Genomic DNA, 17,176 nt, shown 5'->3' with positions numbered 1-17,176 from the left:
TTCGCTGCGCAGCGTAATCCCTAAATTATGGAAGAGACAAAGAAATGGAACCTATCCTCCTTTATGGCTTCCCGCTGGGAAGTTCGATGGGGCTCGTCGCTGCATTTGAACGCGTCGGACAGCCCTACCGCCTGTGTCGAGTCGACATGCTCACTGAAATGAAGAACGACGCCTATGCCAGCATCAACGGCCGTCAGGAAACGCCGGTGTTGATCACCGACGAAGGCAGGGTGCTCACCGAGACCATGGCGATTGCCGCTTGGCTCGAAGCCCGCGATACGCAACGTCGTATCAGCTTTGAGCCTCGCTCGCCGGAAGCCGACCGGATGCACCAGCTGATGGCTTTCGTGAACACCGGCTTCACCGCCGCTTTCACCCCGCTCTGGGCCGCATATGAAATGGAATCGGCCGAGCCGGTGCTGCTGGCAACCTTGCGTGACTTTGGCCGCAAGGTCGTTACCAACCGCCATGACCAGCTCGAGGCGATGATCCTCGACACGGATTTCCTGGTCGGCGACCGGCTGACGCTTGCCGATACCACGCTGATCGGCGTGGCGCGCTGGGCGGAGTTCCACAAGGCGGTCGACGGCGCAGCTTATCCCAAGCTGGCGGCGTTGCGCCGCCGGATCGAAAGCGATCCGGACGTGCGATTTGCGCAGGCCATCGAGGATGGTGAAAAGCCGGCCGGGTCAGGCGCTTGCCTCGGTCACGTGCGGCTGGCCGAGGTGATCGATCGCTTCGCGGCCTAATCTGTTCGTTCAGCCGCCCGGCGCCCTGGCGCCGGGTGGTGGCGACAAGCGCGCCGAGATCGGCTATCATATCGCCGTTCTTGAAGTGGCAGCTGCGGGCGGCCATCCTGGCGGTGACCGCCCCGACACACGGGAGAAAGGTTATGGCTGGCTTTCATGTCATGGCGGACGCGCGTGGAATGCATGTACAGCCCAGGGTGCGCCGCATCAGCACCGAGGATCTGATCGATGCGCTCCGTCTCGGCGTAGAGGATTTCTGGGCCAAGCCGTCGCATTATGTGTTCCTGTGCCTGATCTATCCGGTGGTCGGCCTGATCCTGACGCAGTGGACGTCGGGCTCGAATGCCATCCAGCTCATCTATCCGCTGATGTCCGGCTTCGCTTTGGTCGGTCCGTTCGCCGCTATCGGCCTTTACGAAATCAGCCGTCGGCGCGAGTTCGGCATGGATACATCCTGGTGGCATGCGCTCGACGTGCGCCACTCGCCGGCGCTGCCCGCGATTGCGGTCATCGGCATCATGCTGCTGGTACTGTTCCTGCTCTGGCTGTTCACCGCGCAATCGATCTACACCAGCCTGTACGGCAATCAGCCTCCGACCTCTATCGTCGGCTTTATTCGCGAGGTGCTGACGACCAGCAAGGGCTGGACACTGATCCTGCTCGGCAACCTGGCCGGGTTCGCCTTCGCCGCGATCGTGCTGGCGACGACTGTCGTCGCCTTTCCGCTGCTGCTCGACCGCGATGTCGGCGCGGTCTCGGCAGTCGAGACGTCGGCGCGCGCAGTTATGACAAACCCGCTGCAGATGGCGCTGTGGGGCCTAATGGTCGCCGTGCTCCTGGTCATCGGCTCGATCCCGCTATTTGCCGGGCTTGCCGTCGTCATGCCCGTCCTTGGCCACGCGACCTGGCATCTCTACCGCAGGGTGGTCGAACCGGAGCGGGCACAGCAGGTCAGACGGCCGATGTAGGCCCGATCAGCGTTGCGCATCGGTTGCCATCTTGACGGCCAGCGCGGTCAGCACCGTGCCCATCATCCAGCGCTGGATCACCAGCCATAGCGGCCGCCCGGCGAGGAAGATGGCGATCGAGCCGGCCGTCACCGCGATGATGGCGTTGACGGTCAGGCTGATGGCGACCTGCGTGGCACCGAGCACCAGAAGCTGCGACAGCACGTGGCCCTTGCCGGGGCTGATGAACTGCGGCAGCAGCGACAGATAGAGCACTGCCACCTTCGGGTTGAGCAGGTTGGTCATCAGGCCCATGGCGAACAGCTTGCGCGGCCTGTCCTTAGGCAGTTCGCGGATCTGGAAGGGCGAGCGCCCGCCCGGCTTCACCGCTTGCCAGGCAAGCCACAGCAGATAGAGCGCGCCGGCAAGGCGCAGCACGTCATAGGCGAAGGGCACGGCGAGCAGCAGCGCGGTGATGCCGAACGCCGCTGACAGCACGTAGAATAAAAAACCGAGCGCCACGCCCCCCAGCGAGATCAGCCCGGCCTTCGGCCCTTGCGACAGCGAGCGCGAAATCAGATAGATCATGTTCGGGCCGGGCGTCAGCACCATGCCGAGGCAGACCAGCGCGAAGGCGAGATGGTTGGCGGGTTCAGGCAAGAGCGTATCTCCGGATGGGGACACTCACCACATGCTTCCCCCACCCGCAAGGGCATGAGGGCAGGAGCCTTTGCGCCAGCGCGCTGCGCCCCTCTGCCTTTACGTCGCTAATCCCATCGCCTTCAGCCGACGATGCGCAGGTTCGACAATTCGTTGGCGATTTCCTTAAAATTGTCGGACAGCGTCGCGCCCGTCGCATTCCAGAACAACTTGGCCGGCTTGCTCGGGTCGGCCGGATCCTTGCGGAAGCGCGAATCCGAGGAACACGCCTTCAGCGCATCGATCGCCTTCTTGTCGCCAGTATCTGTGGGCGACAGGTCGAGCGCCACCGTCATCACCAGAATGTTCGAATTCTTTGCATTGGCGCAGAGCGTTTTCATCTGCTCGTCGAGTGCTGCCGTGTAGTTGGCACCGGTATAGGTGGTCTTGCCGATATCGGTGCTGGTATTCATGAACAGGCGGGTCACGCTTCCAGATCCCGGATAGGTCAGGCCAGTGTAGCCGTAGGCGGCGTAGGTCGACCTGTTGTTGGCATAGCTGCCGTCGCTGACGGCGCTATAGGTATTGGCTCCGTCGGTCAGCACCACGACCACCTTGTCGTTGCCCCTCTCGCTGTTCGGCCGGCCATCGGTGAACGGTGGGTTGCTCGATACCGTTCGCCAGCCCCAGGCAATGCCCTCCGGCACGTTGGTGTTGCCGTTCGGCGCCATGGCGTCGATGGCATCCTTGATCTCCTGCTTCTCTGCGTCCTGGCTGACGTCCTTCAACGGCGTGATCGGGTTGGTGGTGCAGGAGGAATTCGGCCCATCGCCCGCGGCTGCGGATTGCGAACCGTACGGTTTTACCAGGAAATATTTGCGCATGTCAGACTGTCGCTGCGAAGCGGTGGGACCGGCGACATAGGGCCAATCGGCCCACCAGTTGTTGCCGTAATTGTAAGACGTGCTGATGACGTCGTTGATGCCGTCACGGTTGAAATCGAGCCACAGAGTGCCAGCCTCATCCGGGGCAAACATCGGCACGAAAAGCGTGGCCGGCGCGGCTGTGTCGGGCGTGGTGTCGTCGACATTGTAGGGATATGGCCGTGCCTCGACGCAACCCTGCCAGCTCGCATAGCGGCTCGTCGTATAAATATATTCCGGTGCGCTCCAATGGCCGTACTGGCAGGTGCCGTTCTTCTTGTATGTGTCGCAGACATATTGCTTCGAATTGGGTACCTCTTCGCGGCCCGATTCGACCGTCATGTCGGCGTAGAGGCTGAAACGCGTCAGCGGCTGGTCCTTGGTCTCGCCCCAGCCGGTGCCGCGCTTGTACCAGATGCCATTGAGCTTCTCGGCATATTTGTCCGGATTGTTGGCTGCACTCATCGTCGTCCAGTCGAAATCTTCATGCTGGATCGGGGAGATGCCGTCCTGATCCATCCAGCCGTCCTGGTCGTGGGTAGGGCCGACATTGACCGAGGCCGCGAACGGCACGAGCGAGAACTGCACCGGTTTGGTGATCTGCTTCATCTGCTGCGCCTGAAGCGCCAGCGTATCGACAAGCTGCTTGGCGGCCGACTTCAGCAGGTCTATTCGCTTTTCGCCGGTGCCGGAGCCGAGATCGGTCATTGAGCCGGAATTATCCAGCACAAGCGCGACTTCGAGGGTGTTCTTGAGGCGGAGTTCCGAACATTCGGTGAAGGTCGTGTCGCTTGCCGTGCCGCCAATCAGCAGGCTGGCGGCCGGGAGAAAATAGGGGTCGAAGGTGAGGCTGGCGCAGAGCTTCAAGGTGCCGCCACCGGCATTGTTGTTGGGCAGCGTGACGGTCAGCGCTGTGTTCGCCGGGTCGATGCGTGCGAGATTGGTTTCGAAAAATGTTTTGGCGTAGGCCTTGACGTCGTCGTCGCTGGCGCCGGCGACGATCTGCTGGGCGGCGGCGAGGCCGGCCGCATCAAGTGCGTTCAGCGTTTCGTGCTTTTGGCGCAGCAACTCCCCGTAATCGACACTGAGCGCCAGACCGGCCATCAGCGGCACAATGGTGATTGCAGTCATTAAGGAGTAGTTGCCACGTCTGTCGTGTCGGAATTTTCCGATTATTGCCTTCAGCATTCCCGCCCCGCCCTATTTTTCCCGGACGATGCCACGCATTTTTAAATTTCCGATTGCTAAAATACGTCCAAGGTCGGTACGGTTTTTCAATCCCCGTTAACCACACGTCCGCAATCGGCAATGCCGCTCCGCGCTCCCCTCGGCAAAGTCCCTAAAAGCGGGATAAGGCGCTGGAAAAGAAAAGCTTTCGCCATCACTTCCCCGCCGGCGCCTCGGGCGGCAATCTTGCGGGCACAACGAAAGCTGGTGACAGAGCGAAGCGCTTCGGTTAATCCGGGCCGGCCGCTACGGACCGTCGGTCGCGGCGCTTGCAAGCATCATGGTACAGGGACAACGGCATGGTGGATTCGCCCGACATCATCGGTTCGCTCGCAGACCTGTCGGGAGCCTATTCAGCCATCCTGTGCGATGTCTGGGGCGTGGTGCACAATGGCGAATGGCATTTCCCCGCGGCTGCTGCCGCGCTGATCACTGCTCGCGCGGCGAAAATACCTGTCGTGCTGATCACCAATTCGCCGCGCCGCAGCGCCGACGTGGTGGCGCAGATGAACGCTATCGGTGTTCCTTCCGCCGCCTACGATCGTGTCGTGACGTCCGGCGACGTGACCCGCGACCTGATCGCCGAGGGGCCGCGAAAGATCTTCCATATAGGCGCCGATCGAGATTTCACGCTCTATGATGGTCTCGACGTCGAGCTTGTCGAGGAGTTCGAAGCATCCGGCGTGGTCTGCACCGGCTTGTTCAATGACGAGGTGGAAAAGCCGGAAGATTATGCCGATCTTCTGCGGCGGCTGCGTGCCAGGAACCTGCCCTTCATCTGCGCCAATCCCGACATCGTCGTCGAGCGCGGCGAACGCATGATCTGGTGCGCAGGGGCTTTGGCCCGCGAATACGCGCAGCTTGGCGGGCGCACCCTGATCGCCGGGAAACCCTATGCGCCGGTTTATGAGGTCGCCATGAAAGAGATCGCCGTCATTCTCGGCCGCACGGTCGAGCGTTCGCAAGTTCTGGCCATCGGCGACGGCATGATGACCGACATCAAGGGCGCGGCCGATAATGGCTTCGACGTGCTCTACGTATCGGGCGGCATCCATGCCCGCGATTACGGTGAAGCGCTGCAGCCAGACCCGGCCAGGCTCGCGGCCTTTCTCGAAAAATACGGCTACAGGCCGGTCGCGGTGATTCCCAGACTGCAATAAGTTCAGGCCCAGACTGCAATAGGTTCAAGCCCAGACTGCAATAGGTTCAAGCTATGACGGCAATGTTCGAATGCATTTCCGCAACCGCACCGCTGCCGGCCCATCTGCGTGGCGGCGTGGTGGCGATCGGCAATTTCGACGGCGTCCACCGCGGCCACCAGGCGGTGCTCGAACGCGCGCGCGCCGAAGCGGAGCGTCGCGGCGTACCTGCCCTGGTGCTGACCTTCGTGCCGCATCCGCGAAAAGTGTTCAGGCCGGACATGCCGCTGTTCGTGTTGACGCCACCGCCGATGAAGGCGCGGCTGCTGTCGCATCTGGGCTTTGCGGCGCTGGTCGAGCAGCCGTTCACACGCGAGTTCGCCTCCTTGTCGGCGGAGGCTTTCGTCACCGGCGTGCTCGAGCGCAACCTCGGCATAAGCCACGCCGTCACCGGCTTCGATTTCCATTTCGGCAAGGACCGCCAAGGCGGCCCGGCCTATCTGATGGCGGCCGGCGAGCGCCACGGCTTCGGCGTCACGCTGGTCGATGCCTTCCGCGACGAAAGCGCCGAGGTGGTGTCGTCGAGCCGCATTCGCACGCTGCTGTGCGAGGGCAATGTGGCCGAGGCCGCCGGCCTGCTCGGCTACCGTTTCACCGTCGAGGCGGAGGTGATCGGCGGCCAGCAGCTCGGCCGGACACTCGGCTTTCCGACCGCAAACATGAGGCTTTCGCCGGAAGCCACCCTGAAGGACGGAATTTATGCAGTCCGCTTCCGCCGCGCCGACGGCTCGCTTCATGATGGCGTCGCCAGCTTCGGCCGCCGGCCGACGGTCGACGACAATGGCGCACCATTGCTGGAGACTTTTGTGTTCGACTTTTCCGGCGACCTCTACGGCGAGATTTGTGCCGTGTCCTTTTTCGGCTACCTGCGTTCGGAGGTGAAGTTCGACGGGCTTGATGCGCTGGTCGCACAGATGAAGCGCGATGAGGCTGAGGCGAAGGCACTGCTCGCCGGCGTCAGGCCGCTTTCCGGGCTCGACGCGGCCATAGCTTTCTGAATCTACTTTTTCAGCGCCAAGCCGACGGCAATGAAGGTCCAGCCTTGGAAAATCAGGTCGACGGCCAGGAACAGGCCGAGCACCCACACGCTGTTGACCGGCCAGCCCATGGCGATGACCAGTCCCGCCAGCGCGCTGATGATGCCGGCCGCGACCACCCAGCCCCAGCCCGGCTGCGGCCGGTGGCTGTAGCCGACCCAGGCCCTGAGCACGCCTGAAGCAAGGAGTGCGACTGCCAGGAGGAAGGTTAGCACCGTCGAGGCGAGGACCGGATTGTCGAAGGCGAAGAAGCCGGCGACGGCGTAGAGGAGGCCGCTGAGCAGCCAATAGAAGAAGCGGCCCCATGTCTTCACGCCGAAGGCATGGATGATCTCGACAACGCCGGCCATCAGCATCAGCCAGCCCACGACAAAGACGGAGGCGACGGTTGCGATGAACAGATTGCCGAAAGCGATGCCGCCGAAGACAAGCAGCAGCACCCCAAGCGCGACGAACCATCCCCACTTCGCCCGCGTCTGGCCAATGGCGTCTTTCAAGGCGTCGCCGTGCAGTGTCATCACCCTTCTCCCTCAAGGTTGCCTAGCTTCTTTGTTCCGGAAGGTAGCGCCGATCGCCTTGCCCGTCCAGCGAGCAGGCTGCGAGCGCCACGCCCCGAGCGATCCGCTTGCCACACTTCCGCTTTGTCCCGAAGAGGCCAAATATCAGATGGAATATTCGACCATATGCGAGGGGAGTGCTAAAGATGACGAGTGGGTTTAGGGGCGACCCGCCGTCTCGTGTATTCGCCATGACGCAAGTGTAACGAAAAATCCCCAGCGCTGGCATTGGCCCTTTATCGATGACGTGCTGCTGTACGCCGTTTTCTACGCTTGATGAGGCTAGGGAAGCAAAATGGGCGACGTGGACGAACACCTCGATCTGACGGAGATCAACGCCGTCCGCAGGTTGTTGACCTCAAAGCCACGAACGGTCCGCTGGGACGAACGCCGGGCACGGCTCGACGAGGTTGGTTCGGTGTGGCCGATTGCCGAGGACATCCGATGCGAGGATGTGGTTTTCGATGGCCTCGAGGGAGAGTGGTCCCTGGCGCCTGGGAGTGACAGGGATAAGGTTCTGCTGTTTTTCCACGGTGGTGGCTACTGCTCCGGCTCTCCTAAAAGTCATCGTCGAATGGTGACAGAGGCAGGTCGGGCAATGGGAATGCGCACTCTCGCGATCGACTATCGACGCGCACCGGAACATCCTTTCCCTGCGCAACATGAAGACGCACTCACCGCATGGCGCTTTCTGAGGCGGCAAGGGATCGCGCCGGATCGCATCGTGGTTGGCGGAGACAGTGCGGGCGGCAACCTCACCCTGTGCCTGGTCAGTATATTGCGCGCGGCAGGCGAGCCGTTGCCGCGATGTCTTTGGCTGGTTTCGCCCTGGACGGACCTTTCGATGTCCGGCGCGACACTATCAACCAAGGACGCAATCGACCCCATCATCCACCGGGCGTATTTGGAGGAACTGGCAACCGCCTATGTTCCCAATGGCGTTGGTCGGCGCGATCCCCTGATCTCGCCGTTGTTCGCCGATCTGAGCGGATTTCCCCCAATGCTTATACAAGTCGGTTCGGCCGAGACGCTGTTGTCGGACGCAACTCGGCTCGCGGAAGCCGCTGGCGCGACTGACGTCAAAGTACGTCTCGAAATTTGGCCGCATATGATTCACGCTTGGCCGGTTTGGAATGCGCGGTTGAGTGCCGGTCGCCGCGCTCTTCACAGCGCGGGCATGTTTGTCCACGAGTATTTATAACCCTTGCCGAGGCAACTGCTGGCGCATTCCAGACGTCTTGATCTGGGATCTTGGTGCGCCAATACGATTCGTTGCTATGCGGAAAACAGGGCCAACGCCGCCAATGTTACGGATATTAAGTCAAATTTTACCGAAATGGCGCCATGGCTTGGATGAAGGCTGGTTGTATCGGCCAATGCGTTCGACGTATGGAGTAACGATGCGGTCAGTCCCGACGATCCCGACGGTCTTGGCCGCATTCATGCTCGGCACCTGCGGCGTTGCCAAGGCCGGCGAGGGCACCTTCGGCTGGCTGTCCGGAGACTGGTACCTGACGGTCGGCGCCACCGGCATGGTCGCGCCGAATTTCGAGGGCGGCAAGAAGTACCTGCTCAGCGCCTCGCCGATCATCTCGCTCGGCAAGGCTGGTCCCGCGGCGCGCTTCAACTCGCGCAACGACAATATCTCATTGGCATTGATCGACGATGGCGGCGTCCGCGCCGGCCTGACAGGCAAGTTCCTGTTTTCCCGCGATGGTGGTGACGCCGACGAATTGAAGGGTCTCGACCCGGTGCGCTGGGGCGGCGAGGCTGGCGGCTTCTTCGAATTCTATCCTTTGGATTGGCTGCGTGCCCGCGCCGAATTGCGGCACGGCATTCGCGCCCATAACGGCTTTGTCGCCGACATCGCCGCCGACGCCTTTTACGATGTGACGCCCGACGTCAGGATTTCCGGCGGGCCGCGCGTTTCATTCGCCTCATCGGACTATTTCGACGCCTATTATGGCGTTGATGCCAAGGAGTCACTGGCCTCGGGGCTCAGCGAATACCATCCAGGCGGCGGGGTGAAATCTGCGGGCCTGGGCGGCGCGGTGACCTGGAAGGTGACCGAGCCGATGACGGCCAGTCTGTTCGGCGAATATTCCCGCCTGATGGGCCCGGCCGCCGATTCCAGCCTGGTCAAGGAGCGGGGCTCCAGGGATCAGTTCATGATCGGCGTGTCGACGACCTATCGCTTCGATTTCTCGATGTGAGCGGGCGGGTTGTGCACGACGGAGAGCCGCAAGGCTCAGACGACTATGCCGTAGCCGATCCGATTGAGTTCCTCTTCCACAAGCGTGGCACCTGTTGCAGACTGAAGGAGATCGATGGGCGCGTCGTTGAGAACCCGACTTCGCTTACGCAGCCAGCGTTGCGCCTTTTCATGGTTGCCAAAAACGCGATTCGCCATCGTTGAAATGCGTTCAAGTCGCAAGGCGGACTCGGTAGTCGTCAGGGTCACATTCCGTCCTTCCAGCGCGCTAAACTGTGAAATGCAAACCGAAGATGCTGGTCTCTCGACGCCATCTACCGACAAACATAGGCGCAATTGGTGTACGCTCCTAGCGGAAGCATCAGAGTTCGGGCTTTTCAACATCGCCGGTCTCAGTTAAAAGCCCAGCCATGACGAGCTTTTCGCGCCTTCTCGCGACTGCGATACGAATTACAGGCCCGGTGTTCCGGGCGGCTTGACCGCCGCCGGAGCCGCCGGGAATCTTGCGCGCGGCCTCTCGCGCTTTTTCCAGATCATGATAGTTCAACGCCCGGGCTCTTTTGCCGACGGGCAACGCATATGGCAGACGAATGACTGATACCGAGACCGCCGAGACGATCGACTATTCCAAAACGCTCTACCTGCCGCAGACGGATTTTCCGATGCGCGCCGGTTTGCCGGAAAAGGAACCGCTGCTGGTCAAGCGCTGGCAGGATATGGACCTTTACCGCAAGCTGCGCGAAGACGCAGCCGGCCGCGAAAAATACGTGCTGCACGACGGCCCGCCCTATGCCAATGGCAACATTCATATCGGCCATGCGCTGAACAAGATCCTCAAGGACGTCATCACCCGCTCATTCCAGATGCGCGGCTATGACTCGAACTATGTACCCGGTTGGGATTGCCACGGCCTGCCGATCGAATGGAAGATCGAAGAGCAGTACCGCGCCAAGGGCAAGAACAAGGACCAGGTGCCGGTCAACGAGTTCCGGCAGGAATGCCGCGAGTTTGCGGCGCACTGGATCAAGGTGCAGGGTTCCGAATTCCAGCGCCTCGGCGTCGTCGGCGACTTCGACAATCCCTATACGACGATGGCTTTCCACGCCGAGGCGCGCATCGCCGGCGAGCTGCTGAAATTCGCCATGTCCGGCCAGCTCTATCGCGGCTCCAAGCCGGTGATGTGGAGTGTGGTCGAGCGCACCGCGCTGGCCGAGGCGGAGGTCGAATACCAGGACTATGAGTCGGACACGATCTGGGCGAAGTTTCCGGTCGTCAGCCTCGCTCGCCAGGTCATCAACATCGATGATGGGCAGCCAGCCCTGGATCCCAAGCTGACGCAGACGTCGCTCGATCTGCTTGATGCCAACGTCGTCATCTGGACCACGACGCCGTGGACCATCCCCGGCAACCGCGCCGTCAATTACTCGCCGCGCATCAACTATGGTCTCTACGAGGTCACGGCGGCCGAGAACGCCTTTGGCCCCCAGCCCGGCGAAAAGCTGATCTTTGCCGAGAAACTTGCAGACGACGCTGCCGCGAAGGCCAAGGTCACCCTGAATCGTCTTCGCAGCGTTGGCGCCGAAGAGCTTGAAAATCTTACGCTTTCGCATCCCCTCAAAAGTCTGGGTGGTGGCTACGAATTCCCTGTGCCGATGCTGGCCGGCGATCATGTCACCGACGATGCGGGCACCGGATTCGTCCACACCGCGCCGGGACACGGCCGAGAAGACTTCGACGCCTGGATGGATGCCGCCTCTGATCTTCGCCAGCGTGGCATCGACACCGCGATCCCCTTCACCGTCGACGATGCCGGCTTCTTCACCAAGGACGCGCCGGGCTTCGGCCCGGACCGCGAGCGTGGAGCGGCGCGCGTTATCGACGACGATGGCAAGAAGGGCAACGCCAACCAGGCCGTCATCGACGAGCTGATCAAGCGAAACGCGCTGTTCGCGCGCGGCCGGCTGAAGCACTCCTATCCGCATTCCTGGCGCTCGAAGAAGCCGATCATCTTCCGCAACACGCCGCAATGGTTCGTCTATATGGACAAGGAGCTTGGCGACGGCACGACGCTGCGCAGCCGCGCCCTGAAAGCCATCGACGATACCCGTTTCGTACCCGCCGCCGGCCAGAACCGCATCCGCGCCATGATCGAGGAGCGCCCTGACTGGGTGCTGTCGCGCCAGCGCGCCTGGGGCGTGCCGATCGCCGTCTTTGCCGATGCCGACGGCAATGTCCTGCGCGACGAGGCAGTCAACCAGCGCATCATGGACGCCTTTGAGAAGGAAGGTGCCGACGCCTGGTTCGCCGCCGGCGCCAAGGAGCGTTTCCTCGGCAATCACGATGCCTCGAAATGGCAGCAGGTGATGGACATCCTCGATGTCTGGTTCGATTCAGGCTCGACGCATGCCTTCACGCTTGAGGACCGGCCCGACCTGAAATGGCCGGCCGACGTCTATCTCGAAGGCTCCGATCAGCATCGCGGCTGGTTCCACTCCTCGCTGCTCGAAAGCTGCGGCACCAGGGGCAGGGCGCCCTACGAAACCGTCGTCACCCATGGCTTCACCATGGATGAAGAGGGGCGGAAAATGTCGAAGTCGCTCGGCAACACCGTCGTGCCGCAGGACGTCATCAAACAGTCCGGCGCCGACATCTTGCGGCTGTGGGTGGTGACGACCGATTATTGGGAAGACCAGCGGCTCGGCAAAAACGTGCTGCAGACCAACATCGACGCCTACCGCAAGCTGCGCAACACCATCCGCTGGATGCTGGGCACGCTCGCCCATGACGATGGCGAGGAGGTGCCGCTGGACAAGATGCCGGAGCTGGAGCGGCTGATGCTGCACCGGCTCGCCGAGCTCGATGAAGTCGTACGCTCGGGCTACGACGCCTTCGAATTCAAGCGCATCACCCGCGCGCTGCTCGACTTCATGGTGATCGAGCTGTCGGCCTTCTATTTCGATATCCGCAAGGATGCGCTCTACTGCGAAGCGCCTTCCAGCGTGAAGCGCAAGGCTTCCGTGCAGGTGGTGCGCCATCTCTTCGACTGTCTGGTGAAATGGCTGGCGCCGATGCTGCCTTTCACCATGGAAGAGGCTTGGCTCGACCGTCATCCGGATGTCGTCTCGGTGCATCTCGACCAGTTCCCGGAGATCCCGGCGGACTGGAAGGACGAGGCGCTGGCGGAGAAGTGGCGCAAGGTGCGGCAGGTCCGCCGTGTCGTCACCGGCGCGCTGGAGATCGCCCGCGCGCAGAAGGTCATCGGCTCTTCGCTGGAAGCGGTGCCGGTCGTCACTCTCGACGATGCCCTACTCGAAGCGGCGATCGCCGATGTCGACATGGCCGAGATGGCGATCACCAGCGATCTGGTTATCGCGCACGGCAAGGCGCCGGCGGGCGGCTTTACCCTCGACGATGTCAAAGGCGTCGCCGTGGTCGTCGAGAAGGCGGAGGACCGCGGCCTGGTGAAATGCGCACGCTCCTGGCGCTACACCGCCGATGTCGGCTCAGATCCGGAATTCCCGGATGTTTCGGCCCGTGACGCAGCTGTCCTGCATGAGCTGAAGGCTTTGAGCCGCCTTTAAGGCGGTGCACAATTGCCACGGCGGGCGGCCGATCGGCCCCCGTGCGTTGCCCTTAACGAGTGGTTGAGGTAAACACGCGAAACTCCGGACGACAAATTGTCGCCGGAATTCCGTCGGAAGAGCATAGGCGATGGGGGCCGGACCTTTCTTTGGCCGGCGGCAATCGAGAGGCTGTCTACAGTGGGACTTTTTGGCATGACCGAGAGAACTTACGCGCGCGTCGCGCTGCTGGCGCCGCTTGTCGTATCGAGCCTTGCCTTGTCCGGCTGCATGGGCTCGCCCACCTACGGGACCGACAAGACCGCGGGCGCGCAGCTTGCTGGCGACCTCACCGGGGCTTTTTCCTTCGCACCCAAACGCAAGGATAGTATCGACTACAAGCCGCGCCCCACGCTGGTGAAGCCAGGGCCGGGGCAGAAGGAAGTCTTGCCGCCGCCGCAGGAAAGCATCGAGACGGCGAGTGCCGAATGGCCCGAATCGCCGGAGCAGCGCCGTGCCCGCCTGCGCGCCGATGCCACCCTGCATCAGGACGACCCGGCCTACCAGGCGCAGGTCATCGATGACGTGCAGACGGATCCGGCGTCGGTCAAGGCCGCGCTGAAGCAGTCGGGCTCGAGCCACCCGCCAGCCTGGACTCCGGCCGATTCGGACAAGGACCGCGCCGCGGAAATCATGCGCCGCCGGGCTGAAGGCAAACAGGGCGACCCGACCACCCGCAGATATCTGAGCGAGCCGCCGGTGCAATACCGCGCTGCCGCCGACACTGCGCCGCAGGGTGACCTCGGCGAGGACGAGTACAAGAAGGAACGCCGCCTCAAAAGGGAGGCGGCCGCCAAGAGCAAGAGCAGCGGCATGTTCGACTGGCTGCCCTGGTAGACTGACGGCGCCAGAGACGTTCTGGCCTGGATTGGCTGAACTGGATTGGCTGACTTGGATTCGGTCCGTCTGCCGAACCAGGAAAATCAGGGTCCGCGTCGCTCGCGAAAAAAGTCCTTCAGCAATGCTGCTGCAGCGTTCTCGGCCATGCCAGGATAGATGTCGGGCACATGATGGCAGGTCGGTGACGTGAAGAAGCGAACGCCATTGACGACTGCGCCGCCCTTCTCGTCGGCGACGCCGAAATAGAGCCGGCGCAGCCTGGCGAAAGAGATGGCGCCGGCGCACATGGTGCACGGCTCCAGCGTCACATAGAGATCGTGGCCGCTGAGCCGCTCGCTGGAAAGCTTGCGGCAGGCCTCGCGGATCGCCAGCATCTCGGCATGGGCGGTCGGATCGGCGAACTCGCGGGTGCGGTTGCCGGCACTCGCAACGACCGTATCGCCGCCGACGACGACCGCGCCAACCGGCACCTCGCCACGCAGGGCGGCGGCTTCGGCTTCTTTCAGCGCCAGCGCCATGAAATCCTGCCGCCTCACGCGGTTTCCATTCCGATTATCTCCTCGCCACTAGAGCGCGATCCTGTTACTACCCGCGCAAACGAGCAAAGGCCACATGGACGACAAAAACAAGAAATTCCCGCGCAAGGCCGGCCCGAAACCGGTGGGGCCGCGTGGTCGCGATGGCGCTCCCGGCAAGGGTGGCAAGCCGTCCTTCGGCGTCAAAAAACCCTACACTCCGCGCGGCGATCGGCCGGCGGCGGCCGAAGGCGAACGGCCGAAACGCGACTTCAAGCCGAAGCGCGAAGGCGACCGGCCGTTCGGCAAAGGGCCGCGTCCGGAAGGCAAGCCTTATGAGAAGCGCGAAGGTCCACGCAAGCCTTATGCACCGCGCAGCGATCGGCCGGCGGCGGCCGAAGGCGAACGGCCGAAGCGTGACTTCAAGCCGAAGCGCGAAGACGACAGGCCGTTCAGCAAAGGGCCGCGTCCGGAAGGCAAGCCTTATGAGAAGCGCGAAGGTCCACGCAAGCCTTATGCACCGCGCGGCGACCGGCCAGCAGCTGCCGAAGGCGAGCGGCCGAAGCGCGACTTCAAAGGCAGCGAGAGGCCATTCAGCAAAGGGCCGCGTCCGGAGGGCAAGCCTTATGAGAAGCGCGAAAGTCCGCGCAAGCCCTACGCGCCGCGCGGCGACCGGCCGGCCGCTGCCGAAGGCGAGCACGGCGAAAAGCGCTTCGACCGTCCCAAGCGTGACTTCGGGGATCGTCCTAAGCGTGATTTTGGCGGCGATCGGCCGCAAGGGGCACAAAGGGCACAGGCGGCATCGGAGGGCGGCTTCAAGCCGCGTCCGGGTCGCGTCGAGGCAACGGAAGAAGCCGGCGAACGCATTGCCAAGCGGCTGGCGCGTGCCGGCCTGGCCTCGCGCCGCGATGCCGAGGAACTGATCGCGGCCGGCCGCGTCAAGGTCAACGGCAGGGCGCTGACCTCGCCGGCCTTCAACGTGATGCCCGGCGACATCATCCATCTCGACGGCATGGAGATCCCGCCGATCGAGCGCACGCGGCTGTTCCTGTTCAACAAGCCGGCCGGCGTGGTCACCACCAACCGCGATCCCGAAGGCCGCAAGACCGTCTTCGACGTGCTGCCCCCCGGGCTGCCGCGGCTGATGACCATCGGCCGGCTCGACATCAACACCGAAGGGCTGCTGCTGCTCACCAATGATGGCGGCCTGTCGCGCGTGCTCGAACTGCCGGCGACCGGCTGGCTGCGGCGCTACCGCGTGCGCGTCCACGGCAAGGTCGAGGAAAGCGCGCTCGCGGGCCTGCGCGAAGGCATTGCCGTTGACGGTGTCTTTTATGGCGCCATCGAGGCGACGCTGGACCGCGAGCAGGGTTCGAATGCCTGGCTGACGCTCGGCCTGCGGGAAGGCAAGAACCGTGAGGTCAGGAACATCCTGGGCTCGCTCGGTCTCGACGTGACGCGGCTTATCCGCATTTCCTACGGGCCGTTCCAGCTCGACGATTTGCCGGAAGGCCATGTGTTGGAGATCAAGGGCCGCGTGCTGCGCGACCAGCTCGGCGAGCGCCTGGTCGAAGAGTCCGGTGCCAATTTCGACGCCGATATCGCCAAGCCGTTTTCCAACAAGCCGGTCAGGCGTGAGCGGGAGGAGGAGCCCGAGCGGCCGAAATTCACCCGTGACGGCGAACGCCGTCCGATCGGCGAGGGCGGCCTGATCAAGAACCGCAAGCGCCGCGAAGGCAGCCGCGACGAAGCGCTCGGCAAGCTGTCGACAAAACCGGAGAGGAGCTTTGGCGAGCGTGGCGCCAAACCTGAACGCGGCGACTTCGGGGACAAACCCCGTGGCGACAAGCCTCGTGGAGGCTTCGGCGGCAAGAAATCCGAACGCGAGCAGCGGCCGATCGAACCGCCGGGCCAGCGCAAGGCCAATGTCTGGATGGCGCCGGGGGCGCGGCCGATCGGCAAGGGCAGGGCGGAGGCAGACGCCGCCAAGGCGGCGGAAAACAAGGCGCGCAAGGCCGCTTTCAAGCCGTCTTATGGCAAGCCCGGCGGTGCAAAGCCGTTCGGCAAGCCTCGTGGCGAACGTTCGGATAGCGGTGGCGACCGGCCGCGTGGCGGCCCGAAAGGAAGCAATGCGGATCGTCGGCGGTGAGCTTCGCGGGCGTCCGCTGGCGACGCCCCGCACCTTTGCCATCCGCCCGACGACCGACCGCACGCGTGAGGCGGTCTTCAACGTGCTGGCGCATCGCTTTCCCGAAAAACTGAACGGCGCGCGCGTGCTCGACCTGTTCGCCGGCACCGGCGCGCTCGGCCTCGAAGCGCTGTCGCGCGGCGCTGCCTATGCTGTCTTCATCGAGGAATCCGCCGAAGGGCGCGGCCTGATCCGCACCAATGTCGAGGCTTTCGGCCTCACTGGGCGCACCAAGATATTCCGTCGCGACGCGACGGCCTTGGGCGAGGCGGGCACCATCGCTGCATTCGGCCTGGTCTTTGCCGATCCGCCCTATGGCAAGAGCCTTGGCGAACGCGCGTTGCGCTCGGCCAAGGCCGGCGGCTGGCTCGCCCCCGGCGCGCTCTGCGTAGTCGAGGAAGCGGCGGCGGCGCCGTTCGAGGCAGGGCCGGGCTTTTCGGTTGTCGACGAGCGCAACTATGGCGAGACGGTCATCCGCTTCATCGAGGTTGGGTGAGGCCCCGCAATTGGCGAGGAAGCCGCG

Annotated in this window: 16 protein-coding genes; 10 read left to right on the top strand and 6 right to left on the bottom strand. The window is 63.2% G+C overall.

What is annotated here, in order from left to right:
* Positions 1 to 44: 44 nt before the first annotated feature.
* Both NKH63_RS10015 and NKH63_RS10010 read left to right on the top strand, forming a co-directional pair.
* Positions 45 to 749: a glutathione S-transferase family protein gene (locus tag NKH63_RS10015; RefSeq protein ID WP_352481729.1), complete on the top strand. Its 705-nt coding sequence runs from the start codon at positions 45 to 47 to the stop codon at positions 747 to 749.
* A gap of 143 nt (positions 750 to 892) precedes the next feature.
* On the top strand, positions 893 to 1,717 hold the full coding sequence (locus NKH63_RS10010; protein ID WP_023717118.1) for a DUF2189 domain-containing protein: 825 nt from the start codon (positions 893 to 895) through the stop codon (positions 1,715 to 1,717).
* 6 nt (positions 1,718 to 1,723) lie between these two features.
* Here the strand turns inward: NKH63_RS10010 and NKH63_RS10005 are convergent, their stop codons facing one another.
* On the bottom strand, positions 1,724 to 2,356 hold the full coding sequence (locus NKH63_RS10005; protein WP_023674336.1) for a LysE family translocator: 633 nt from the start codon (positions 2,354 to 2,356) through the stop codon (positions 1,724 to 1,726).
* Positions 2,357 to 2,478: 122 nt separating this feature from the next.
* A complete protein-coding gene (locus tag NKH63_RS10000) occupies positions 2,479 to 4,446 on the bottom strand; it encodes a pilus assembly protein TadG-related protein (RefSeq protein WP_352481728.1) in 1,968 nt (655 codons plus the stop codon).
* A gap of 338 nt (positions 4,447 to 4,784) precedes the next feature.
* On the opposite strand from NKH63_RS10000, the gene NKH63_RS09995 reads away from it, so the two are divergent.
* Together NKH63_RS09995 and NKH63_RS09990 are read left to right on the top strand one after the other, a co-directional pair.
* A complete protein-coding gene (locus NKH63_RS09995) occupies positions 4,785 to 5,645 on the top strand; it encodes a TIGR01459 family HAD-type hydrolase (RefSeq protein ID WP_352481727.1) in 861 nt (286 codons plus the stop codon).
* Between the two features lie 53 nt (positions 5,646 to 5,698).
* The gene (locus NKH63_RS09990; protein ID WP_352481726.1) at positions 5,699 to 6,682 is read left to right on the top strand and encodes a bifunctional riboflavin kinase/FAD synthetase; all 984 of its coding nucleotides are present in this window, start codon (positions 5,699 to 5,701) and stop codon (positions 6,680 to 6,682) included.
* Positions 6,683 to 6,684: 2 nt separating this feature from the next.
* On the opposite strand, the gene NKH63_RS09985 is transcribed toward NKH63_RS09990, so the two are convergent.
* Positions 6,685 to 7,239, bottom strand: coding sequence for an HdeD family acid-resistance protein (locus NKH63_RS09985; RefSeq protein ID WP_023717123.1), 555 nt, complete (start codon positions 7,237 to 7,239; stop codon positions 6,685 to 6,687).
* A gap of 334 nt (positions 7,240 to 7,573) precedes the next feature.
* Here NKH63_RS09985 and NKH63_RS09980 point away from each other — a divergent pair, with 334 nt between their 5' ends.
* Positions 7,574 to 8,479, top strand: coding sequence for an alpha/beta hydrolase (locus NKH63_RS09980; RefSeq protein WP_352481725.1), 906 nt, complete (start codon positions 7,574 to 7,576; stop codon positions 8,477 to 8,479).
* Between the two features lie 199 nt (positions 8,480 to 8,678).
* Positions 8,679 to 9,491, top strand: coding sequence for a MipA/OmpV family protein (locus tag NKH63_RS09975; RefSeq protein WP_023717125.1), 813 nt, complete (start codon positions 8,679 to 8,681; stop codon positions 9,489 to 9,491).
* Positions 9,492 to 9,526: 35 nt separating this feature from the next.
* Here the strand turns inward: NKH63_RS09975 and NKH63_RS09970 are convergent, their stop codons facing one another.
* On the bottom strand, positions 9,527 to 9,739 hold the full coding sequence (locus NKH63_RS09970) for an MbcA/ParS/Xre antitoxin family protein (RefSeq protein ID WP_023717126.1): 213 nt from the start codon (positions 9,737 to 9,739) through the stop codon (positions 9,527 to 9,529).
* A gap of 112 nt (positions 9,740 to 9,851) precedes the next feature.
* The gene (locus tag NKH63_RS09965) at positions 9,852 to 10,037 is read right to left on the bottom strand and encodes a hypothetical protein (RefSeq protein ID WP_023717127.1); all 186 of its coding nucleotides are present in this window, start codon (positions 10,035 to 10,037) and stop codon (positions 9,852 to 9,854) included.
* A 43-nt stretch (positions 10,038 to 10,080) separates the two neighbouring features.
* Here NKH63_RS09965 and ileS point away from each other — a divergent pair, with 43 nt between their 5' ends.
* Both ileS and NKH63_RS09955 read left to right on the top strand, forming a co-directional pair.
* Positions 10,081 to 13,071, top strand: coding sequence for an isoleucine--tRNA ligase (gene ileS, locus NKH63_RS09960; RefSeq protein WP_352481724.1), 2,991 nt, complete (start codon positions 10,081 to 10,083; stop codon positions 13,069 to 13,071).
* A 195-nt stretch (positions 13,072 to 13,266) separates the two neighbouring features.
* Complete coding sequence (locus NKH63_RS09955; protein WP_023717129.1) at positions 13,267 to 13,947, top strand: hypothetical protein; 681 nt, start codon at positions 13,267 to 13,269, stop codon at positions 13,945 to 13,947.
* A gap of 86 nt (positions 13,948 to 14,033) precedes the next feature.
* Here the strand turns inward: NKH63_RS09955 and NKH63_RS09950 are convergent, their stop codons facing one another.
* Positions 14,034 to 14,486 carry a nucleoside deaminase gene (locus tag NKH63_RS09950; protein WP_023717130.1) on the bottom strand — a complete coding sequence of 151 codons (453 nt, stop codon included), beginning with the start codon at positions 14,484 to 14,486 and terminating at the stop codon, positions 14,034 to 14,036.
* Positions 14,487 to 14,562: 76 nt separating this feature from the next.
* Here NKH63_RS09950 and NKH63_RS09945 point away from each other — a divergent pair, with 76 nt between their 5' ends.
* Positions 14,563 to 16,614 (top strand): pseudouridine synthase, encoded by a 2,052-nt coding sequence (locus NKH63_RS09945; RefSeq protein ID WP_352481723.1) that lies wholly within the window; start codon positions 14,563 to 14,565, stop codon positions 16,612 to 16,614.
* Positions 16,595 to 17,149: a 16S rRNA (guanine(966)-N(2))-methyltransferase RsmD gene (gene rsmD / locus NKH63_RS09940; RefSeq protein WP_023717132.1), complete on the top strand. Its 555-nt coding sequence runs from the start codon at positions 16,595 to 16,597 to the stop codon at positions 17,147 to 17,149. Before NKH63_RS09945 ends, rsmD begins: the two co-directional genes overlap by 20 nt.
* The last annotated feature ends 27 nt before the right edge of the window (positions 17,150 to 17,176 follow it).

Source organism: Mesorhizobium sp. M0960, from assembly GCF_040319055.1.
Lineage (GTDB): Bacteria > Pseudomonadota > Alphaproteobacteria > Rhizobiales > Rhizobiaceae > Mesorhizobium.
This window is presented reverse-complemented; position numbering and strand designations above follow the sequence as displayed.